Raw genomic sequence first — 22434 nt, 5'->3', positions numbered from 1 at the left:
ACTAAAAGACATCCGTATCAGCAGTAGCGAGGGAAAGCTGATTATCAGCGCGAAACAGGAAATCATTCTGACCAGCGGTGGTGGCTATATCCGCATTGCGGACGGAACAGTGGAGTGTGCGGCACCGGATAAGATAATTGAGCGTGGTGCGGTGTGGCAGAAGTTTGGTGGGCGAAGTATGAGCCAGGCGGCACAGTGCTGGGAGAGCAGCGAATTTGAAATGGGGCCTGAAGTAATGTGGCCCTATTCTGATAAACCTGTCGCAGGCCAGAAAATCAGCCTGACGCACAGCGATGGCACCGTGCAGGAGTTAATGACCTCTGCATCTGGTCGTGGGGAAAAACAGAGTGTAATGGATCCTGCGTCAATACAGATAAACTTGAAGGATGAGGACTAACGGATGAGTGAGACCACTGAAAATAATAACGTCCTGCTGGGCTACGATAAGTTCGGTCATCCCCTCTATAAGGTCATTGCTACTCCAAAAGACAAGGAGCAATGGCTCAAACTTTATAAGATGCCGGACAGAGTCATCCCGGTTGTGTTTCTACCGGGGGTGATGGGGAGTAATCTGATGAACCCCGATGACAATCAACCCGTCTGGACCGTCAACGGGGAGGCAAGCATGCTACCCTGGATGGGAAGAGGGCCAGCGAAAAGAAAAAAATTACTGGATCCCACCAAAACCGTTGTCGATCCCAGCGGGAAAATTGAGACCGAAAGCCCTGAAGAATATCTGCTTTTTAAATCCCGCCGGGAGAGGGGCTGGGGCGAAGTGGGGGCGATGAGCTACGGCACCTTCCTGCCTTGGCTCCAGGGGGCGCTGAACGATAACCAAACAATGTTAAAAAATAAGACCAGTAAAAATGGTAGCCTGACCTTGCGTGAGAGGCTGCTGGATAAAGCATTGGGGGCAGAAATCGGTGAGAGTAACCTAACCCCAGCGGAAGTGGCATTAAGCTATCAGTACCTTTTTCCGGTCCATGCGGTGGGTTACAACTGGCTGCAGTCGAATGTGGATTCTGCAAAAGCGCTGGTCGAGCGTATTGATAAGATCATTAACGATTACAAAGCCAGCGGGCGCAAATGCGAAAAGGTTATTCTTGTGACCCATTCGATGGGGGGGCTAGTCTCCCGCTACTATTCGGAACTGCTGAAAGGTAATTACGGGCAGAAAAATATCCTGGGCATTGTGCACGGGGTGATGCCGGATCGTGGTGCCCCAATGGCCTATAAGCGGATGAAAGCCGGTGAGGCGGGGCCGATAGGTTTGGTGATTGGCAGCAGCGGCGCTGAAATGACCCCTGTACTGGCGCAATCGCCGGGCCCTCTACAGCTCCTGCCTGGCAACGGATATGGTATGGGTTGGTTTCACGTTGAGGGTCTTCAGCAGCCGTTGCCCCAGACAGATCCGTACACGGAAATCTACACTAAGAGATCGGAGTGGTGGGGTTTATGCGAGGAACGCTTTATTAATCCAGAGAATAAAAGCGGGGATAAGGTATTGCTGGAACAAGATTGGAGACGTTTCAAAAATATTATTAACAATCATGTCAGTAAGTTTATAGATAAACTTAATGGGCATTACCATGAACATACCTATGCCTTTTATGGAAATGACGGGAAGAAATACCCCTCGTATGCAGAACTGCACTGGAAGGACATAAGTGGAAAACATACCCCGGAAGCTTACCGTTCGCAGGTCAGCGAGCAGGGGGAAGTCTTCTACCCGGCAGACAAATTTAACAAGACCATCCGTTATGCAACGCTGGAAACGCCCGACCAGGGTTATGTTACCCGCAAATATGAATTATTGCCCCCGGCGGAAGACGGCGACGGTACAGTACCGGTAAGGGCGGCGGTGATCAGCTCTCCTGGGTTAAAGGCTCAATTGGGGGTGGGCGTTGACCATGAGGGTGCGTATAAATCTGACAACACCATGGATGCGCGCTGGTTTACCCTGCGGTCAATTATCAGAATTGCACAACAGGTAAAGAATACGGGGCTGGCATATCGTGAATAATATAAAGAGCAAAGCCATCATCCTCGCTGCTTTAATTGCAGCGGGTTATGGGGGGTATCAATATTTTCGTCCTTACAATCCATCATCGCAGACACTGACGTCAGCACAGCAGGTAGCCATGAACAAAATTAACTCTGAAATGAAACCCTACTGCGTCGGACGCTATATGCTCGATCTGCCATCTTCCTTTACGGCTTATAATGACGCGGCGTCTCTGGATAAAAATATCTGGGCGGCGGTGATTTCCCGACCAGAAGATATGTATAAAACCTATCTGGCAACAAAGAAGATGTATCATCCGGGTTTTGTGCAGTTAATCACATTGCGTGAAAAGACTCTGCGAGAAAGCGAAACTATTGATGCTCAGGATATGCCCTTTTTGAAAAAGGTCTGGCCGTTGCCGGATGGTATGGACGGTGTGATTTTTGAAAGAAATGAAAATGAAGGCGCTGCGGATGCAATGCGTATTCTGGAAGGGTATCTGTATACTAACGGCGTAGTCATTAAGCTACAAAAACAGACTGTCAATGATTCAGCGTCACGTTATGAAAGGCAACGCAATGGTGATCCAATTCAGAACTATGTCGCAAGTAATGTCAGCCAGATGCAGTCGCTGATGGTGAGGATTAGCGGTAGGGATAATGACGTCATTCCGACAAAGCCTGGCTCCTGTATCACCCATGCGTTTATTGCCACCGACCCGATGGCAAGGGATCGGGAGGATATTAACATAGGACTCATCAGTAATACTTTCGACAATATACGCGTTTCGGTTTCCAATGATAACTTTACGCGTGAAGAAAACACGGTGCTGGACAGAATGGGAGAAATAAAAAGCAATATTTCCCGTTCACGGGGGGAAATAGAAAGAAAAGGGGCATTTAGTGTTAACGGGCTGCAGGCTCAGGAGTTTCTGGCAACAGGCTTGCAGGAAGACAACAATGAACCACGATATCAATTTGAAATGTATATCAATGAAATGACGGCCAGTTACAAGACTCCGGGTTTTATGCTGATCCTGGATAATCAGCGCATGTCACCAACCTCCTACAGCAAGGAGGAAATTATCGCCTTCTGGGACACGATCAGCCGTAGTGTACGCCTGCGCCCCGGAGCGTTTTAACCGGTCGGAAAGGATGGCAGATAAATAACAGGGAGGCTTCACAATGGATAAAATAAAACGGAATGTCATTTTTTTGCTGTTTGGGTCGCGCTGGGGGTCGGGGTATATCAGTATTTCCGTCCTTACAACCCTTCGCCACAAACACTGACGTCAGCACAGCAGGTAGCCATGAACAAAATAAACTCTGAAATGAAACCTTGCTGCGTCGGACGCTATATGTTCGATCTGCCATCATCCTTTACGGCTTATAATGACTCTGCTCCGTTGGATAAAAATATTTGGGCGGCGGTAATATCCAGACCAGAGGATATATATGTCACCTATCTGATGACAAAGAAAATGTATCGACCTGCATTTACTCAACTGATTCAGCGTCGCGAAAAAGAACTCAGCCAATTGACATTAAAAATATGCCATATTTGAAAAAAGCATGGGTTTTAAAGGATGGAATGGATGGGGTCATTTTTTAAAGAAATGAAACTACAGGTTCTAACGATATGGGAAGGATTCTGGAAGGATACTTATATAGTGACGGGGTAGTCATTAAGCTACAAAAGCAAACTACCAATGACTCATCTCCTCGCTACGAAGAAATGCGAGACGGAGATCCTGTAATAAATGATATTGCTAAAGATGTTAGTCAAATACAGTCATTAATGACAAGAGTTCGTGGTCGAAAAAGCGATGATACTCCGACAACGTCTGGTTCCTGTATTACAGACGCTTTTATTATGGTTGATAATACAGAAGCAGGTAGAGAGAAAAATTCGGAGCTGTTGGTCAGCCCCAACTTGACAATATTAGACTTTTTGCTGAAACGGATAACTTTATTCGCGAAAAAATACTGCTCTGGAAAGAGTTAGTGGTTTGTCCAGCCTTCTGCTGCAAGGGCATATAGAAAAGAAGGGGACCATGAATATTAATGGTCTTAACGCTGAGGAGTTGTTGCTTGTCGGAGTGCAACCATCAAAAGATCAACCGCGTTATGGATTTAGTTTATTTATTAACGAAATGACTTCAAGTTATAAAACTCCAAACTTCATACTAAACCTAAACAACGAAAGCAATCCTCCTACTTCATCAAGTAAAGAGGAGATAATCGCTTTCTGGGATGAAATCGTTCGTACTATTTGTTTACGGCCAGGGGCTTTCAAATAAAATTTTGCTAATAGGATATATTATGTCTGGAATGGTTTGTTTAGGCGATGCAACTACGCATGGCGGTAAAGTGACTACAGCATCGTCTACGATGTTTATTAATGGGTTACAGGTGGCTTTGGTCGGAGATATGGTCTCTTGTCCGGAACATGGTTTTAACGCGATAAAAGAAGGTGACCCAACCTCATCAGAAAATGGACGACAGATTGTTGTTAATAACTGCCTTTGCGCCTGCGGATGTCGTGTGATCAGCTCTCAACCTAAAACGACAATCGAGTCATAATATGGGCTGGCCTATACCTGAGATTCCCAGACAATATGTGATTGCAAAGCCACGCTATTGGTTTTGGTTCATGATGTTGCTATTGATGCTGGCTGTAGGGGCACTTTTTAGCTTGCTGATTTTCAATGTTACTACTTACGTTCAGGCATTGTTGTATGGTGCGCTACCGGCGCTATTTCTCTGGTTTTGTTTGTTTGGGATTGTATTAAACCGCTATGAACAATCTGTGGCCGGAAGTGTGAGCTGGGATGCCGAGACAAAGCAAACCAAAAAGCATTGGCAACACTGGAGTCGCAGGCAATTGGCGATCGTTGGCAATGTCCTTCTTTCGCCAGAAGAACATGGAATGGATGATTTATTGGGGGATATTGCTGATATACCAGCTTATCCTGAAAAGGCACGACCGTTATTCGGTTCACCTCAAACGCTCTCGACATTGCTTAATAACATCGATCAACAACTCGAGCAGCAACACCCTCACTATCGTCAGTTTCTGCAAACTATTTATGTCCTCGCCGCCAATAGTGCCACTGGTGTTAGCATCGAAAAGTCAGTTTTTGAACAATGGGATTTAGTGTCTGAACGAATTGATTCCATTGAGGATATTCAATCGTTTTATGATGCTGAGAACAGCGATGGGTTATTCCTGATACTGTGTTTTCAGCATTGGCCTGGTGGTGAATCCAGAGAATACAGTGAGCTTATTTCAGCGCAATTGATAGCTTCCACTGTATTTGCTCGCCAGCATGCGATGCCAGTGATAGCTGGGTTAGGACGCATGATGCCGCTGGAAGCAAAAAAGCTTAGTCATGATTTGGACATGTTATTTGAATATAACCAGCTGAATAAGCAGAAATTACAATATGTCTGGCTGTCAGGGGATGTAGAGAAAACGCCTGTTGAAATCATGCAATATGCCGAGCAGCATCAATGGTCGCTACCTGTGAAGAAACCTCTGTATTCGATTGATTACTCTTTTGGGCCAGCAGGAGGGCTGATTTTTCCTCTGTCTTTAGCGATGTTAAGCGAAGCCGCCAGGAAAACAGGGAAAGATCAGTTGATCATTTATCAAACGCCGCAGCAAACAGGGACACTTTGCTTGATCAGTCAGGAGCTTTATTCATGACCCAAGAAAAAACAGAACAACCAACTCGCCACGGCTTTTGGGGCTATTTGATCCTGATCATAGGATTAGCTGGGATAAGTGCATTAATTCTGTTTGTTAACCAGGAAGCATTGGAGAGAAAAGGTTTTTCATTCCGGTTGATTTGGTCAGTCTGGGGGGGGATATTTTCTGTCCTGCTGTGCGGATTGGTCATTTCTCCTTTTTGGTGGCGTTGGAAAAACAGAAAAAAACAGGTTGTCTATCAACCAACATCGTCAACAAAAAATATCGCACCCTCAGCCCAGAGTCATCGTCTAAAAAACCGCTACGCTGATCTGAAACAGCACCTCCGCCGCCGCTACAACCTCTTCTGGCGTCGCAAGGTTCGCCTGCTGCTGGTTACCGGTGACGACGCTGCCATTGAGCAACTGGTGCCGGGCCTGCAGGAACAGCAGTGGCTGGAAGGCAACCGTACCGTTCTGATTTACGGCGGCAGCCTGACGGCGGAGCCGGACCGCGAAAAATACACCGCATTGCGTAAACTGCGTCGCGGGCGTCCACTGGACGGCATTGTCCGGGTAATGCCGCACTCGCTGAACCTGACGCCACGGATGAGCGATAACGATTTACGCGGGCTGGAAAAAATCAGCGAACTGCTGCATTACGCCGCGCCGGTCTGGTTGTGGCAGTTGTGTGACAGTGACTGGTCGCAGGCGAAACGTACAGAGCAGGCGACAGGTGCCGCCTTCCCGCTGCGTGCTGCGCCTGAAGATATTAGCAACCAACTGGAAAAACTACTGCCTGGGTTGCGCGCGCAGGGCATAAGCCAGGTGCTCGAAAACAACAACCACGACTTCCTGTTACGTCTGGGGCAGAGCCTGAAAGAAGGCGGCATCGCCCGCTGGGTTCAGCAACTGACGCCCTGGCTGCATGCCTCTCAGCAGCGTATTGCGCTGCGCGGTCTGATGTTCAGCTTGTCGGAAAGCAACGCGGCTGAAGTGTCTGAGTCAAAATCAGGTATCGCGACCGATGCCCATGACCCGCAAAATTATGTACCTGAATCACAACGTCATGCTGTGACCCTGCCGGCGACCTGGCAGGGGATTGTCAATGACTGTACCCGCATCTGCGGTCGGCGGGTTGGCATGGCCTGGGAGCAGACGCTGGCCTGGACGTTGATGGCCATTATCGGCGTGTGGGGCGCGGGGATGTTGCTGTCATTTGCTGTGAACCGCCTGCAGATTGCGTCGGTCGCGGAGCAGGCCCACGCTCTGGTCGAACATCCTTCTGTTTCGGATTTCCAGTTGACCGCCCTGCATACCTTGCGCAATGACGCCGGCCGTCTGCAGCACCGTGCTCAGGATGGCTCTCCGTGGTATCAGCGTTTCGGCCTTGATCATAACGCGCAACTGCTGAACGCAATGCTGCCGTGGTATGGCGTGGCAAATAACCGCCTGATACGTGACCCGGCGAATGCTGCACTGACCCAAAAACTCAGTGCGCTGGCTAATTCCGCGCCTAACAGCGACCAGCGTGCCGCACTGGCAAAGCCGGGTTATGACCAGCTGAAGGCCTGGATGATGATGTCCCGTCCGGATAAAGCCGACGGCGCGTTTTATGCCAGCACAATGAAGACCTTACAACCTGTCCGCCAGGGTATCTCCACCGGTCTGTGGCAGAGCCTGTCCCCGGACCTGTGGGCGTTCTATATCAGCGAACTGCCGAAACAGCCGCAGTGGAAAATCACCCCGGATGCGCAACTGGTGAGCCAGAGCCGTCAGGTCTTGTTGCAGCAGATTGGTCGCCGCAATGCCGAAAGTACCCTGTATGAAAACATGCTCAAATCGGTGCGCCGCAACTTTGCCGATGTGTCTCTGGAAGACATGACTAACGGGACCGATGCGCGTCGCCTGTTCACCACCGACGAAGTGGTGCCGGGGATGTTTACCCGTCAGGCGTGGGAAGGCGGTATTCAGCAGGCGATTGATAAAGCAGCGAACTCCCGCCGGGACGAAATTGACTGGGTGCTGAGTGATTCCCGCAAAGCCGTCTCTGCCGACCTGTCGCCGGAAGCACTGAAAGCGCGTCTGACACAGCGTTACTTCACCGACTTCGCTGGCAGCTGGCTCAGTTTCCTCAACAGCCTGCACTGGAATCCGGCGCACAACATTGCCGATGTGACTGACCAGCTGACGCTGATGAGTGATGTGCGCCAGTCGCCGATGATTGCCCTGATGAACACGCTGGCGTGGCAGGGGCAGACAGGGCAGAAGGGCGAAGGGCTCTCGGACTCTATTATCAAATCGGCCAAAGGACTGATTGGCAATAAAGACAAACCGGCTATCGACCAGAGTGCGACCGGGCCGCAGGGGCCGCTGGATGAGTCCTTCGGGCCATTGTTGACTCTGATGGGCAAAAACAACGCCAGCAACGTGATGTCGGCAGACAACTCGCTGAGTCTGCAAACGTACCTGACCCGTATCACCCGTGTACGCCTGCGTCTTCAGCAGGTGGCGGGTGCCTCTGACCCGCAGGAGATGATGCAGTCCCTGGCGCAGACCGTGTTCCAGGGGAAAAGCGTCGACCTGACCGATACCCAGCAGTACGGCAGTCTGGTGGCGGCAAGTCTGGGCGAAGAGTGGAGTGGCTTTGGCAACACCATGTTTGTGCAGCCGCTGACCCAGGCCTGGGAAACGGTGCTGCAGCCGTCCGCGGCCAGCCTCAATGACCGCTGGAGCCGCTCTGTGGTGGCGAACTGGCACACGGCGTTTGATGGTCGTTTCCCGTTTGCGGCCAGCAAAAGTGATGCATCCCTGCCGATGCTGGCCGAGTTTGTGCGTAAGGACAGTGGCCGTATCGACCGCTTCCTGAGTGCTGAACTCAGTGGTGTACTGCACAAAGAGGGCAGCCAGTGGGTGCCGGACAGTGCCCACAGTCAGGGGCTGACCTTTAATCCGGTGTTTCTGAAGGCGGTTAATCAACTGAGCCAGTTGTCCGACATTCTGTTTACCGACGGAACCCAGGGCATCAGCTTTGAACTGCAGGCGCGTCCGGTGCCGCAGGTGGTGGAAACCCAGCTGACCATCGACGGACAGCAACTGCATTACTTCAACCAGATGACCGACTGGCAGTCCTTCCGCTGGCCGGGCGATACCTTTAAACCGGGCACCATGCTGACCTGGACCTCAACCAGTGCCGGCGCACGCCTGTTTGGTGACTACAGCGGGACCTGGGGCTTTATACGCTGGCTGGAGCAGGGCAAGCGCGTACAGCTTGACCGCAGCCAGTGGATGATGAGCTTCACCGCGCCGGACGGACGTACCCTGCAGTGGGTGCTGCGCTCACAGCTGGGCAAAGGCCCGCTGGCGCTGTTGTCGCTGCGAGGATTTACGTTGCCGGACCAGATATTCATGGTGGATGCAGCCGCCAACGCGCAGGCGATGGCGGCCAGAACGAACGATGACGGAATGGACGGGCTTGAGTAATGACCACACTGCATAATTTAGTCTCTGCCTGTCAGGCTGATGACACTCAGTTGCGACAGCAGGCACAGGCACGTACTGAAAACTGGCGTCACTGGCTTGCGTCGCTAAGCGATGCCACCCCGACCGGAGAAGACCCCGGTTATGACGATGATTTTCAGCGTATTCGCGAAGAGGTCAACAAACTCTCCGGTATCGATACCGGGCTGATTTGCCAGCTGGCGGAAAAGCTGCTGACCACTGCGGCGAAAGATATCCGGGTTGCCACCTATTACTGCTGGGCCCGTCTGCATCAGGACGGTGAGGCTGGCTTCGCGGAGGGGCTTGAACTGCTGGCCGGATTGTTGCAGCGCTACGGGGCACAGCTTCACCCGCAACGTGACCGCAGCCGTAAGGCCGCACTGGAATGGCTGGCAGGCTCACGTGTTCTCGACAGCCTGTCACTGTACCCGGAAGTGGTGCGCGAGGATGCACAGCATACCGCCGGGGCACTGTTGCTCATCAGTGACAGCCTGGATGCTGAACCGGAAGAGACGCGACCGGAGCTGAATGCCCTGTACGCCGCGCTGGAATCCCGTCTGATGAAAGCCGGCGGTGTCGATGCCGTGGTGCCGCAGAACGCCGGAGGCAATGCGCAGACCTCACATGTGACCGACAGGGATGCACCGGTCCTGAGTCGTATAACCTCCGGACAGGATTTACTGGCCCAGGCGCGCACTCTGACGGAGTACCTGCGTGAACAACCAGACGGCTGGCTGGCCGCCCATCGGTTAATGCAAAGTCTGCGGCATGACACCCTGAGCGCCATTCCGGCGCCGGATGCGGAGGGGAAAACCCGCATTGAGCCGCCCCGGGCCGACCAGCGGGCAATGCTCAAACGCCTGTATCTGCAACAGAGCTGGTCAGAAATTCTGGAGCAGGCAGACAGTACCTTCTCACGCGGCGCCAACCATCTCTGGCTGGACCTGCAGTGGTACAGCTGGCAGGCGCTGAAAAAATCAGGAAAGGATGTGCTGGCCGACATCATCGCCGCCGACCTGAAAGGGCTGCTTCGCCGCCTTACCGGACTGGAAACCCTGGCCTTTAACGACGGCACGCCGTTTGCTGATGAGGTCACGCTCAACTGGATTAAACAGGATGTGCTGGACGATATGCCCGGCTGGCGTGATGAACCGGTAAACGCAGCCAGTGCGACGGACAGTGACATTCTGGCGCTGGAGCCGGAAGCGCTGGAAAAGGCAGACAGCGAGGGTCTTGATGCCACACTCAAATGGCTGCAGACCCGTCCCGGTACCGATTCCGCGAAGGATAAATGGCTGCTGCGTCTGTTGATGGCCCGCGTGGCAGAGCAGAAAGGCAAAAACGAACTGGCGCTGCATCTGCTGGGTGAACTCGACAGTGCGGCGCAGGGTATCACGCTTACGCAGTGGACCCCGGCGTTGCTGTTTGAAGTCAAATCACGCCGTCTCAGACTGCTGCGCATGAAAGCCACCCGCAATGACAGCGACAAAACCCGGCTGCAGCCGGAAATGGACCAGTTGCTTGCAGGACTGATAGCCCTCGATCCGGCCAGTAGTGCCGTGCTGTGCGGTTAATCGCACGCTACTGTTACCGCTAAAACAACAATAATCAGGTATTTATGGATGACTTAACCCTGCGTTATTACGACGCCGAAATGCGCTACCTGCTTGAAGCCGGTGAAGAGTTTGCCCGGGCACACCCGGAGCAGGCCGCAATGCTCAACCTTGATAAAGCGGGTGCACGTGACCCGTATGTGGAACGTCTTTTTGAGGGCTTTGCCTTCCTGATGGGGCGGCTTCGCGAGAAGCTCGATGATGACCTGCCGGAGCTGACTGAAGGGCTGGTCAGCCTGCTGTGGCCGCATTACTTGCGTACTATTCCGTCAATGTCAGTGGTGGAGTTCACTCCTGACTGGCGTGAAATGAAAGAGCAGATGCGCATTGCCAAAGGTTTCGAAGTTAACTCGCGGCCGATTGGTGAGAAGGGCACGCGTTGCCGTTACACCACTACCAAAGAGATTAATCTTCAGCCGCTGTCGCTGGATCAGGCTCGTCTGACCACCGACCCGGAAGGACGCTCGGTAGTGACGCTGCGCTTTAACTGCAGCCACCTTGCCGACTGGAGCCGTGTCGACCTCAGCAATATCCCGTTCTACTTCAACGCTGATGCGCCGCTGGCCTGCGCCATGCATGAAGCCTTCACGATGAATACCGACCGCTTATGGCTGCGGATGCCGGGCGATGTGGACAGAAGACCGCTGAAGGGGCATTTCACTGCCCTCGGGTTTGGTGATGATGACAGCCTGTGGCCGAAGGGCAGCAGCAGCTTCAGTGGCTACCAGCTGCTGCTGGAGTACTTCACCTTCCGTGAGAAATTCATGTTCACCGGGCTGCGTGGCCTGGAGACGGTCATCTTCCCAGAGGAGCTTCCGTGGTTTGAAATCGACGTGGTGCTGACAGAGCGCTGGGAGCATGATTTCAGCTTTACCGAGAAGCACCTGCGTCTCAACTGCGTGCCGGTGATAAATCTCTTCCCGCTGGAATCTGACCCGCTGACGCTCAACTCGCTGCAGACCGAATACATGCTGCGCCCGATGCGTGTGCAGGATGGGCATACCGAGATTTATGCCGTCGATTCGGTGATGTCCTCCAGCCAGCACACCTACGTGCCGTTCTCCAGTTTCCGCCATAAAGGCGGGATGATGCGCCACGATGCGCCGGAGTATTATTACCATACCCGCGTGCGTCGCGGACCGTCCGGGCTGCACAACACCTGGCTTATCCTCGGCGGCGAAGCCTTTGATGACCACACCGTACCGGAAGATGAAAGCCTGTCGCTGACGCTCACCGGCACCAACGGTCAGCTACCCCGCCGCGCGCTACAAAGCACGGTGCTCGATACGGTGATGAAAACCACCTCGGCCAGTATTGCCGTACGTAACCTTTGTGCGCCGACGCTGCCGTGTTACCCGCCTGCGCAGGACCGTTTTCACTGGCGCGTACTGAGCCATCTGGGCAGTGGGTTTCTGTCGATGATGGACAATGCCGACGTACTGCGCGGCACGCTGGCGCTGTATGAGTGGACGGACAGTGAAATGAACCGCCGCCGCCTCGAAGCGATTATCGATGTGAAGCACAGTGAAACTGAACGTTTTGAACAGGGGTATCTGGTGCGTGGCGTACAGATTGAGGTGACGCTGGACAGTCACGGTTTTGCCGGCAAGGGCGATATCTGCCTGTTCGGCGAGATGCTGAGCCGTTTCTTCGCCCTCTACACCGACATCTATCTGTTTAACCGCCTGATTATCATCCTGCAACCGACCGGAGAGCGCCTCGAATGGGAAGAGAAGCACAATCGCCGCATTCCCGGCTGAGCCCGCGACTGGAGGCGGAACTTAACCGGATCAACTTTTACCGCTTCTGCCAGTTGCTGGAGAAGCAAAATCCGGGTAAGCCCCTGATGGGCTCAACCAGTCATCCGACGGACGATGCGGTGCGCTTTGCACCGCATCCGGGGATGGGTTTTCCGGTCAGTGAACTTAAAGCCGTCGAATACGATGAAGATGACGACAGCAAGCCGCCGGTCATCCGCACGACCTTCATGGGGATGTATGGCGTTGATTCTCCGCTGCCGACCGCGTATCTCGATGACATTACCCAGCGTCGGGAAGGGCATGAAGCGCTGCAGGGTTTTCTGGATATCTTCAGCCACCGCATCCTGACCCAGTTTTACCGTATCTGGCGTAAATACTCCTATCCGGCAACGTTCGAACCCGGTGGCACCGACAGCATTTCCCAGTCGCTGCTGGGTCTGGTGGGGCTGGGTATTCCCGGTACCGCAGAGCATATCGCCACCCCGGTATCACGCTTTTTGTCGCTGCTGGGCGTACTGCAGCAGCCGGGAAAAACGCAGGAAGGGATGCAGGCGCTGGTGACATTACTGGCCCCGGGCACCCGGGTCCGGGTCAGTCCGTACTGCCTGCGCCCTATTGAAGTCAGCAAACCGCTGGGATTCTTCGGCGATGATGATTTTGTGCTCGATGGCAACACGCCGCTCGGCGATGAAGCGATGGATGCCAACAGCCAACTGCTGGTTGCCCTGAGCACCGATGACGAGCGGGAAGCCCTGGGCTGGAAACCGGACGGCCTGCTGTATCAGGACTTTCTGGTGATGCTGCGGGTCTATCTCGGCTGGCGCTTTAAGGCAAAAATCACCCTCACCACCACCACCCGTCTGCTGGCGGTTCCGCCGCTTGGCGAAGGGCCGTTCTGGTTGGGGATGAACGGCGTGCTGGGTGCCGAAAGCGACGCGCTGGCGGATGATATTCCACCGACCTTTACGACGGAACTGGGCTACTACACCGGAATGGAGCCTGCCACACCACAACAAGGAAACCGACGTGTTACGTACAAGTTTGACTAAAAATACACGCTGGCTGTTACCGCTGCTGGCCATAAGTCTGTCCGGCTGCGGCCTGACACAGAGCGTCAGCGATGGCACCAAATCGGCCTTTACCGCCGTGTTCTACAAGAAAATTAAAGTACTCCATCTGGACTTCACCGCCCGTGAGGCGCTGAACACCGATGCCCGCGAAAGCAACTCGCTCTCGGAGCCGGTGGTGGTACGTGTCTATCAACTGAAAGACCGTAAGACGTTTGACAAAACGGTCTATCAGCAACTGCTCAAGGATGGCGACACTATTCTGAAAGCAGACCTGCTGGCGACCCGCGACGTGGTGGTGAAACCGGGCGGAGATGCGACTCTCGACATGCCGATGGAAGCTGACGCGCAGTTCGTCGCGGTCGTCGGGCTGTTCCGTCATCCGGATATGGTGAATAACACCTGGAAGCAGATTATCCAGCGTGAAGACCTTGACCCGGATAAACCGCGTATTCTGGAAGCCGGGAACAATCACCTGACATTGCAACCGCTCAAGGATGACTGATGCCACAGGGACACAACACACCCTCATTGTATGAAATGCTGGCCGGCAATTTCACCGGTGGTCTCGACCTGCACCAGGTCAGCGAGCAGAACCAGGTCATCATGTCGGTGCTCGACAACATGCAGCGGATCCTTAATTGCCGTGCGGGTACGCTGGCGCATATTCCTGATTTTGGCTTGCCGGATATGACGACTATTTTGCAGGGGCTTCCAGGCACCGCGCATCAATTGATGCGCGTGCTTTCAGACGTCCTGCTTAAATATGAGCCGCGTCTTAAAAGAATTGACGTGGTGATGCAGGAGCAGTCGATCCCCGGCGAACTACGCTACGCCATTGATGCCGAACTGAAAGGCATCGGACTGGTGCGTTACGGCACTGAGTTTATGCCGGAAGGGCGGGTACTGATTCGCCATATGCGTCAACAGAACTATCTCGATCCGCATAGCCATTTATAAGATTTCAGCGGCAGGAAAACATGTCAGCAAAAGCACGGTTTCTAAAAAAACTTCAGGAAAACCAGCCCCGCAGCGGTGCATTTCGTTCCCGGTATGAGGCGGATATCGCTGAGTTTTGTGAACGAATGGAGCAGTTGCGGGGACAAATGGCCGAATGGCTTACAGACACTGGGATCCAGATTGAAAATAGTGTCGTCCCTGTCGTTGAGTTACTTGTGGGCGGAACACCGTTTAACGTGCCGGGGGTTGTCCTTGTCTGGGAAAGCAGAAAGATAAAGTTCACCCCGCTGTTTTTATACGGGCAGGGTGTGACCGGCTGCGTGGAAGCGAGTCTCTTTGCCGAGGGAGATACGTGGGCGCAGTGCCGTTTGTTTATGCGATCAACCGAGAATAGCGGCTGGACATGGCAAAAAATGGGCCCCGTCCAAGGCCAAAGAAGAGTATTCAGTGAGGATGCTTTTTTCGACATGATTGACGGGCTCCTGGCTTAATCCCTGCTCACTTGTGCTGTCGGTGCCTGGCAGGATGAGGCCAGAGAAAGAATCAGAAAACCCTGGAAGCGTAAGGTTATAATATTGCCCCCGGGATCCAGCACAACGGCATTCTTTACCGGATAGCGTAGACGGACGAAAGCAGGGTCAGGAGGACGACATCTTTTTATATTTTTATCTGGGGGCGGGATTCTGGTCTTTGTCTCTGGTTGTTTCACTATTTTTTGATTTCTTTACTGCATGCCTGGTTGCGGCATTGTCAGTGAGTTCATTTTTTGTACATTTTATGAAAGAAGGGAAAACGGATATGTTCGGGAAAAAGAATACGGAAAAAGAGACAATTCGCCTTACTACTGCATCAGCAGTACCACCTGCAGCGACGGTTTCAATATCGAATAATAACGAAACAGACAATACCTGCCAGAACACGGTCATTGCACGAGATGTCTGCGTTGAAGGCAATATTCGCACAACCGGGCTGGTCTATATTTACGGTGAATTTAAAGGTGATATCCACGCAGCGGACGGCCAGATACATGTTATGCGCAGCGGCAAAGTAACGGGGAATATCACGGCACCAGTGCTGATTGTTGACGGGCAGGTAGTCGGTGAATGTTGCGTTGAAAAAGTTGATATTTGCAGACACGGCAATGTGCAGGGTGTGCTCCAGTATTCCACGCTATCGGTGGCAACCGGTGGAGTATTTACGGGGCGAGCAGAACAATTGTGTGAAACGCAGGTTCAGGAAACAAATGTCGTAGATTTTGCCCTCGAGATTGACCCGCGCGAACTCCATTCAGCCAACGAGCAATAATCTGCAAAAATGCAGCTGAGCTGTTCGTGATTTTATTTTTTAATTTTCAGGGATATGAAGATGTTTGATACCGATTCCCGGCACATCCGAACCGGCGCTGATCCTCGCTCGTTGCCTGATTTTTCCGCACTTCGCGAGGAGATGGGCAAGCTGACACACCCCGCGCGGCCTGATGTGAATTGGGCGCAGGTAGAACGCTTATCGCTGGCGCTATTTAAGCAAAATGGCGTGGAACTGCAAACAGCCGCCTGGTACACGCTTGCTCGTAGCTATCTTGCGCGAGTCAATGGTATGAATGAAGGCCTGACAATTCTTAATGCCCTTTTAAGCCATCAGTGGGTACAGCTTTGGCCGCAACAGACTCACGCTCGCGCTGAAATTATCAGCGGTCTGAGTCAACGCCTGCAAAAGACGTTTCGCACGCTGACTCTGGACCATGATGACCTGCATCCGCTGTACGAAGCTGAGACGTTGTTGCGTTCGCTGGATGACATTCTCGGGCGTCAGGAGCTTAAACAGGTCTGTCAGTTGGCCCCTCTTACTCAGCAAATTACGGCTGCCACGACACGTCTCGAAAACAGCGCTCCGCAAAGCATGACAGCGCCAGCCATTGCTTTACCGGAACAGGCGCTGGTGGAGCAGGGCGCTGCGCGTTCCCATCCTGCTGAAAACAGACTGGTTTACGTGATACGCCCGGAACCAGAGGTCAATGTCGAGGTGATACACGATGTGCCACCCCCACCCAAACGCTGGCCCATTTTTGTGGCAGGCATGTTGGCAGCATTCCTGGTGAGTGGGGTGACCTGGTGGGTCAATGGCTGGCTGCACAAAACGGATGTGGCGGTGCAGGCGCTGACAGACTCTGTAGCGCCATTGCCCCGGACGTTAACCGCCGATGAACTCCAGACGCTGCAACGCTCGGATAAACTCCCGCAGGATGCAAACAGTTGGTTGAAACAGGCATCGGCGCAACTTGAAGCCATGGCTGCCTTACCGTATGACTGGCAGCAGCAATATGCCGGGCAACTGATCACGCAGGCGGAAATGTTGTGGCCGGGCAATGTGCAGGTCGCAGAGATGAAATCTGAGTGGCAAAAGAAAATGGCGATGGAGACTCTGCCCGACAGCGCGTTGAATGGCTGGCATGACGGGATGCAGCAGTTACAGGCTTTGTCCGACAAACTGAATGCGCTGGACGGTCAGAAGGGCAAATACATCACCGTCAGCGAGTTAAAATCGGCCGTTTTTGGCATGATCACCAGTTTTCGGCAAACGGTGCCAGTCGAAGAACAGCTCCGACAAACTCAAGATCAGGCTACCCCTGGGCAGATACAGCAACTGGAAAAGCATATCAGTGGGTTAAGTGTCGCCGTGGGGAATGTAAAGCAATCTTCTTCTGAGAAATAATGCTCCACTGCATTGCAGATGAAAAAAGGGGTTAGCCTTTCGGTTAACCCCTTTTTTTATCTGAAAATTTGGTCGGCACGGAGAGATTTGAACTCTCGACCCTCAACACCCCATGCTGATGCGCTACCAGGCTGCGCTACGTGCCGATGCAGGAAAATTATACTACCGTTTCCCAGACTGAATGCAAGACGGTTTTCACCAAGTGATTCATAAATAATCAATCAGTTAGCGATGAACCGTTTCTCTTCGGTCAACACCTGAAGCAGCAAGCTGAGCTGCGGTTTTTGGTTGTCAATTTTCTCATCGTTGCGATCCCACGTGCGGTAATTACCGTTGTGATTCAGCACGACGGTCACCTGTGGAGTCGTGATTGCCAAATCGGTGCTGCTCGCCGCAGTAACCCAGTTATGTCGGCGTGTGGCGCTGAACAAGTCCTGGCCTTGTGAGTATTCATTCGCAGGCGTGCTGACGTGTAACAGGCGTTGCATCAACGTTGTCATCACATCTTTATGATCGGTCAGCGTAGATATTTTCTGGGCAGGCGTACCTGGCCAGTGAACGATCAACGGAACCTGAAGCTGTGAACGTGACCAGTCAAAATCAGCGCCTTGTTTATCCAGCGGCACACCGTGTGCGGCTGTGATGATGACCACCGTTTTATCGAGTTTGCCCGATTCTTTCAGGGCAGTCAGCACCCGATCAATTTGCTTATCGACATCAGCCGCGGCACGCGCGTAGCGACGATTAAAACTTTGCTTCTGACTATCAGCAAGCGTGGTGCCATTGAAGGAAATCCACGAGAACCAACGGTTTTCTTCCTGCGCGTAACTTCCCAGCCAGCTAATCCACTGGCTTGCAGTATCCGCATCTTTCTGAGATTTAGACGGCGGCAAGGAGAAATCTGAGAGCAGTGCCTGTCGGTACATCGGGCTGCTGAAACCATCAGACGAGAATAACCCAAGCTGATAACCCTGCTGGTTTAGCGAGGAAATCAATGCCGCAGGCACACGCGCAGACAGCACGCCATCCATATAGCTTGGGGAAATACCGTAGAACAGCCCGAAAATTCCGCTGTCAGCGGCATTACCGGCGCTCATATGTTGGGTGAAATTGATGTTCTGCTGGGCGAAATCGCTCAGCGCAGGCATCTGTTTTTCAAAGCGTGAATAGTTGAGCGCGTCAACGGTGATCAGCAGCACATTCTGTCCTGTGCCCAGATCGCGGAAGCGCAGGTCACTTAACGGATACTGCACAGATACGGCTTCCGGATCGCCTTGTTCCACCAAACGACGCTGATAATCTTGTGCATCCAGCAGACCGTGTTTTTCCAGAAAACGACGCGCGGTCATTGGATACGAGAGCGGTAAATTCGCGCGCTGCATGGTGATGGGGCGATAGAAATTCGCATCGGCCCAAATGTACATCACATGGGTAGCGACAAACGCGGTAAACAGAAACCATGCCACGGGCCGCGCATAATGGCGGCGGCGTGTAAGACTGCGCAGCTTTTGCCAGCTCCAGGTGGCGAATAACATCTCAATCAACAGGATAACCGGCACGCTGATAAACATCAGCTGCCAGTCACGAGCCATCTCATTCTGATCGGGGTTGATGACCAGTTCCCAGACCACGGGATTGAGGTGCAGGTGGAAGCGGGTAAAGACTTCGCTGTCGATGAGCAACAGCGTCATGCCGACGGTAGCAAGGATGGCGGATAAGAACCGCATCAGCCTCTGCGACATGACAATAAACGTGAGCGGGAAGAGGATCAGCAGGTAAGTGGCAAACACCAAAAAGCTGAAATGCCCGACGAGGCTGATATACGAGTACACGCGACCCGAAAGCGTCGTCGGCCAGTCGGCGACAAACAGATAACGGCTACCGAGAACTGCGGCCAGCAGAATGTTGAACAGGGCAAACCAGTGCCCCCAACTGACCATCTGGGACACTTTTTCTCGATAGGGCTGACGATGAGTCACCATAAACTGTTTGTCGTCTTCCTGTAGTCGCTTAGTGCGCCGAATCGTCGCTAATAGAGGATTGCAGCGCCTGAGCAAACGAGCGAGCAATCGCCGAACGCTGGGCTGGCGCGACGCTTGTGTTAATCAGGTTAGTCACCATATTGCCCAACACCATCAGTGAAAGGTCGGTCGGTGTCTTATGTTTTTCGAGCACGTTGGCAAGCTCTGTCAGCAGTTGTTCAACGTGTTCATCACTGTAGCGGGAGATTTGCGGCATAAATCCAGAATCTGTTTGTTCATGAAAGGGCAACATATTACCGTAGCAGCAGCTTTTTTTCCGCTTTTTTTCGCCTTTACACAGTTGCGTCTGCGGTGGTTGAATACCGTCGAGTCTAAAAGGAGAGTTTAACATGAGTCTGGATATCAACCAGATTGCCCTGCACCAGATGATCAAGCGTGATGAACAAAATCTTGAGCTGGTGTTGCGCGATAGCCTGCTGGAGCCAACGGCAACGGTCGAAGAGATGATGGCCGAGCTGCATCGTGCCTACAGTGCGAAGAACAAAGCCTATGGTATGTTCACTGAAGAAAGTGAGCTCGCCCAGTCTCTGCGCCTGCATCGTCAGGGTGAGGAAGATTTCCTGGCCTTTAGCCGTGCGGCCACCGGTCGTTTGCGCGACGAACTGGCGAAATACCCGTTTGCCGACGGTGGCATCGTGCTGTTTTGCCATTATCGTTATCTGGCGGTGGAATATCTGCTGGTGGCGGTGCTCAATAACCTGAGCAGCATGCGTGTGAACGAACAACTGGATATTAGCTCTACGCACTATCTGGACATCAACCACGCCGATATCGTTGCGCGCATTGATTTGACCGAGTGGGAAACCAATCCGGAATCGAGCCGTTATCTGACATTCCTGAGAGGGCGTGTCGGGCGCAAAGTATCCGATTTCTTTATGGATTTCCTTGGCGCGGGAGAAGGGCTGAATGCCAAAGCACAAAACCGGGGTCTGTTGCAGGCGGTGGACGATTTTACGGCCGAAGCCCAGCTCGACAAATCGGAACGCCAAAACGTTCGCCAGCAGGTGTACACCTACTGTAACGAGCAGTTGCAGGCCGGGGAAGAGATTGAACTGGAGTCGCTGTCCAAAGAGCTGTCAGGCGTCAGTGAAGTCAGTTTCCATGAGTTCACCGCAGATAAAGGCTATGAACTGGAAGAGAGTTTCCCGGCGGATCGCAGCACATTGCGTCAGTTGACCAAATACGCCGGAAGCGGCGGTGGACTGACTATCAACTTCGATGCGTTGCTGCTCGGTGAACGAATTTTCTGGGATCCCGCGACGGACACACTGACCATCAAAGGCACACCGCCAAACTTGCGTGACCAGCTCACGCGCCGCACCAGCGGAAAATAAGCCATAAAAAAACCCCGCCGAAGCGGGGTTTTTCACAACTTGTCAGCGATTAAGCGCGAACGAAGTCGATGTGAGTCAGTTTTGGCTTGAACGGGTGACGCTGAACAGCCTGAACCTTCACTTTTTCTTCTTTGCCATCAACAAGAATGGTCAGAACTTCGCTGTAAAATTCAGCGTTATTCTGCTGGTTCCATACTTTGTCGTGATCCAGTTCCAGAGCAACAGGAGCTGCTTCGCCACCGTAAACGATAGCTGGGAACTTGTTGGCAAGACGCAGACGGCGGCTCGCACCCTTACCCTGCTCTTTACGTACTTCAGCGTTAATAGTAATCATTGACTTCTCTCTATATGTAATCCTGTTACAGGCGACCCAGCAACAGGCAAATGATCTGCTTTGCACATGCAAAAGCGGGCGGCATTATATCCCCCAATCCCTATTGGGGCAATGGAAACAACACCTCAGAACCGGCTAATTGCGGCTTTTCGCATTAAAGCAGGCTGATTTTCCCCTGGAATACGACCGGTCCGGAAGGGCCCGCCAGTTTCGATCCGCCAACAGGTTCGAGGCTTATCGCCAGCACCGAATGATTATCAAGCGAGTCTGAGCCCAGCCTGAATTCGTTGTGATCGCTATGGGTAATCAGGCCCAGCGAACGCGGTGGATTGTTGCCTTTAATCAGCCACAGCTGAAGATTCTTGCTCTGCGGCAGCGTCACGTTGAGCGCCGAAACCTGAATCAGCGACGCCGATTTATTCACGCTGACTACAAATTGTTCATTAGACTGCGCGCCACTCAGTACGGCAACGGGTTGCATCGGCGATGCTTGCTCCGGTTTCACCACATAGGTGAAGACCAGCACGCCAGCCAGTGCGGCGGCAAAAGCCCAGCCAAGCCAGGTTGCAGGGCGCAGGCGGGAAGGGGCTTTATGCAACGAATGAACATCCTGATGTAAACCGCGCTCGATACCCCGCCAGATTTCTGGCGCAGGTGTGACATCTTGTGTTGTCACGTCGATAGCGCTAAACGCTTTTTGCCAGCGGATAACCTGGGCAGCAAACTCAGCATCGTCAGCCAGACGTTTGTCGAGCCGCTTGCGTGTCATTTCATCCACCACGCCAAGCACGTATTCGGCCGCGAGAAGGTCATCATTTTCCTGAATGTTCATAGGCCCACACACTCCCTGAGATGTGCCAGCGCACGACGGATCCAGCTTTTCACGGTGCCTTCCGGTTGACTCATCGACAGCGCGATTTCGGTTTGCGACAGCCCACGGTAGTAAGCCAGCGCAATGCTTTGCCGCTGCTCCGACGGCAGGTGTTCAAGGCATTGCTGTAAGCGTCGGGCTTCCTGATGAATATCTTCCGCAGGCAGCGGTGCCTGAAAACTTTCTTCTGCTTCGGTAATATCCTCCACCGAGCAGCAGCGATTTTCATGTTTTCGCAGGTAATCAATGGCCCGATTGCGGGCGATATGGCTGAGCCAAATCTGTGGCTCGCTGCGCTGTTCGTCGTAATAGGTCGCCGACTGCCAGATTTGTATAAAGGTGTCGTGCAGGATTTCTTCTGCCCAGTCGCGACGCCGGACCATGCGCAAAATAATCCCAAACAGGCGGGGAGAAATCGTGTGATAGAGCTGCGCCAGGGCGTCTTTATCGCCACAGGCTATTTTCGTCATCAATCCGGCATGAATATGCGGCGCGTGGGTTGTCATCAGTGTCCCTGTTAAAGGTGCAGCCACACCACCGTGGCTG

The 22434-nt window shown here is 52.9% G+C and carries 23 protein-coding genes and 1 tRNA gene; 18 read left to right on the top strand and 6 right to left on the bottom strand.

The features are described 5' to 3' along the window. The 17 genes from VH187_RS04255 to VH187_RS04175 all read left to right on the top strand — a co-directional run. On the top strand, nucleotides 1-397 hold a 397-nt coding region (locus VH187_RS04255; RefSeq protein WP_329700226.1), incomplete at its 5' end, for a DUF2345 domain-containing protein. A gap of 3 nt (nucleotides 398-400) precedes the next feature. Next, on the top strand, nucleotides 401-2023 hold the full coding sequence (locus tag VH187_RS04250; RefSeq protein WP_329700225.1) for a lipase family alpha/beta hydrolase: 1623 nt from the start codon (nucleotides 401-403) through the stop codon (nucleotides 2021-2023). Further along, nucleotides 2016-3146 carry a T6SS immunity protein Tli4 family protein gene (locus VH187_RS04245; protein WP_329700224.1) on the top strand — a complete coding sequence of 377 codons (1131 nt, stop codon included), beginning with the start codon at nucleotides 2016-2018 and terminating at the stop codon, nucleotides 3144-3146. The genes VH187_RS04250 and VH187_RS04245 overlap by 8 nt, the downstream gene beginning before the upstream one ends. A gap of 168 nt (nucleotides 3147-3314) precedes the next feature. Then, on the top strand, nucleotides 3315-3569 hold the full coding sequence (locus VH187_RS04240; RefSeq protein ID WP_329700223.1) for a hypothetical protein: 255 nt from the start codon (nucleotides 3315-3317) through the stop codon (nucleotides 3567-3569). Between the two features lie 74 nt (nucleotides 3570-3643). Beyond that, nucleotides 3644-4009 carry a hypothetical protein gene (locus tag VH187_RS04235; protein WP_329700222.1) on the top strand — a complete coding sequence of 122 codons (366 nt, stop codon included), beginning with the start codon at nucleotides 3644-3646 and terminating at the stop codon, nucleotides 4007-4009. A gap of 4 nt (nucleotides 4010-4013) precedes the next feature. Then, nucleotides 4014-4304 (top strand): T6SS immunity protein Tli4 family protein, encoded by a 291-nt coding sequence (locus tag VH187_RS04230; protein WP_329700221.1) that lies wholly within the window; start codon nucleotides 4014-4016, stop codon nucleotides 4302-4304. A 22-nt stretch (nucleotides 4305-4326) separates the two neighbouring features. Continuing rightward, nucleotides 4327-4587: a PAAR domain-containing protein gene (locus VH187_RS04225; protein ID WP_414713901.1), complete on the top strand. Its 261-nt coding sequence runs from the start codon at nucleotides 4327-4329 to the stop codon at nucleotides 4585-4587. Between the two features lies 1 nt (nucleotide 4588). Next, a complete protein-coding gene (locus VH187_RS04220; protein ID WP_329700220.1) occupies nucleotides 4589-5713 on the top strand; it encodes a hypothetical protein in 1125 nt (374 codons plus the stop codon). Further along, nucleotides 5710-9177, top strand: coding sequence for an ImcF-related family protein (locus VH187_RS04215; protein ID WP_329700219.1), 3468 nt, complete (start codon nucleotides 5710-5712; stop codon nucleotides 9175-9177). The genes VH187_RS04220 and VH187_RS04215 overlap by 4 nt, the downstream gene beginning before the upstream one ends. Then, complete coding sequence (tssA, locus tag VH187_RS04210; protein ID WP_329700218.1) at nucleotides 9177-10769, top strand: type VI secretion system protein TssA; 1593 nt, start codon at nucleotides 9177-9179, stop codon at nucleotides 10767-10769. The genes VH187_RS04215 and tssA overlap by 1 nt, the downstream gene beginning before the upstream one ends. Nucleotides 10770-10813: 44 nt before the next feature. Beyond that, nucleotides 10814-12568, top strand: coding sequence for a type VI secretion system baseplate subunit TssF (tssF, locus tag VH187_RS04205; protein ID WP_329700217.1), 1755 nt, complete (start codon nucleotides 10814-10816; stop codon nucleotides 12566-12568). Continuing rightward, the gene (tssG, locus tag VH187_RS04200; protein ID WP_329700216.1) at nucleotides 12532-13617 is read left to right on the top strand and encodes a type VI secretion system baseplate subunit TssG; all 1086 of its coding nucleotides are present in this window, start codon (nucleotides 12532-12534) and stop codon (nucleotides 13615-13617) included. The genes tssF and tssG overlap by 37 nt, the downstream gene beginning before the upstream one ends. Beyond that, nucleotides 13595-14140: a type VI secretion system lipoprotein TssJ gene (tssJ, locus tag VH187_RS04195; protein WP_329700215.1), complete on the top strand. Its 546-nt coding sequence runs from the start codon at nucleotides 13595-13597 to the stop codon at nucleotides 14138-14140. Before tssG ends, tssJ begins: the two co-directional genes overlap by 23 nt. Then, nucleotides 14140-14595, top strand: coding sequence for a type VI secretion system baseplate subunit TssE (gene tssE / locus VH187_RS04190; protein WP_329700214.1), 456 nt, complete (start codon nucleotides 14140-14142; stop codon nucleotides 14593-14595). Before tssJ ends, tssE begins: the two co-directional genes overlap by 1 nt. 20 nt (nucleotides 14596-14615) lie before the next feature. After that, entirely contained in the window at nucleotides 14616-15086 is a 471-nt protein-coding gene (locus VH187_RS04185) for a hypothetical protein (protein ID WP_329700213.1), read from the top strand. A 199-nt stretch (nucleotides 15087-15285) separates the two neighbouring features. Beyond that, a complete protein-coding gene (locus VH187_RS04180) occupies nucleotides 15286-15900 on the top strand; it encodes a bactofilin family protein (RefSeq protein WP_329700212.1) in 615 nt (204 codons plus the stop codon). Between the two features lie 60 nt (nucleotides 15901-15960). Continuing rightward, nucleotides 15961-17307, top strand: a complete 1347-nt coding sequence (locus VH187_RS04175; RefSeq protein ID WP_329700211.1) for a VasL domain-containing protein — start codon at nucleotides 15961-15963, stop codon at nucleotides 17305-17307. A 69-nt stretch (nucleotides 17308-17376) separates the two neighbouring features. Here the strand turns inward: VH187_RS04175 and VH187_RS04170 are convergent. The 3 genes from VH187_RS04170 to VH187_RS04160 form a co-directional block, all read right to left on the bottom strand. After that, nucleotides 17377-17453, bottom strand: a tRNA-Pro gene (locus VH187_RS04170). 75 nt (nucleotides 17454-17528) lie between these two features. Continuing rightward, nucleotides 17529-19289, bottom strand: coding sequence for an LPS biosynthesis-modulating metalloenzyme YejM (gene yejM, locus VH187_RS04165; protein WP_329700210.1), 1761 nt, complete (start codon nucleotides 19287-19289; stop codon nucleotides 17529-17531). 28 nt (nucleotides 19290-19317) lie between these two features. Then, nucleotides 19318-19545, bottom strand: coding sequence for a YejL family protein (locus VH187_RS04160; RefSeq protein ID WP_329700209.1), 228 nt, complete (start codon nucleotides 19543-19545; stop codon nucleotides 19318-19320). Between the two features lie 133 nt (nucleotides 19546-19678). Here VH187_RS04160 and yejK point away from each other — a divergent pair, with 133 nt between their 5' ends. Beyond that, nucleotides 19679-20683, top strand: a complete 1005-nt coding sequence (yejK, locus tag VH187_RS04155) for a nucleoid-associated protein YejK (RefSeq protein WP_329700208.1) — start codon at nucleotides 19679-19681, stop codon at nucleotides 20681-20683. 49 nt (nucleotides 20684-20732) lie between these two features. Here the strand turns inward: yejK and rplY are convergent, their stop codons facing one another. From rplY to VH187_RS04140, 3 genes are all read right to left on the bottom strand, one after another. Continuing rightward, the gene (gene rplY, locus VH187_RS04150) at nucleotides 20733-21017 is read right to left on the bottom strand and encodes a 50S ribosomal protein L25 (RefSeq protein WP_329700207.1); all 285 of its coding nucleotides are present in this window, start codon (nucleotides 21015-21017) and stop codon (nucleotides 20733-20735) included. Nucleotides 21018-21171: 154 nt separating this feature from the next. After that, nucleotides 21172-21849 carry an anti-sigma factor gene (locus VH187_RS04145; protein WP_329700206.1) on the bottom strand — a complete coding sequence of 226 codons (678 nt, stop codon included), beginning with the start codon at nucleotides 21847-21849 and terminating at the stop codon, nucleotides 21172-21174. After that, complete coding sequence (locus VH187_RS04140; protein ID WP_329700205.1) at nucleotides 21846-22394, bottom strand: sigma-70 family RNA polymerase sigma factor; 549 nt, start codon at nucleotides 22392-22394, stop codon at nucleotides 21846-21848. Before VH187_RS04140 ends, VH187_RS04145 begins: the two co-directional genes overlap by 4 nt. Between the last annotated feature and the right edge of the window lie 40 nt (nucleotides 22395-22434).

Origin of the sequence: Scandinavium sp. (genome assembly GCF_036271055.1) — a bacterium.
GTDB lineage: Bacteria > Pseudomonadota > Gammaproteobacteria > Enterobacterales > Enterobacteriaceae > Scandinavium.
This window is presented reverse-complemented; position numbering and strand designations above follow the sequence as displayed.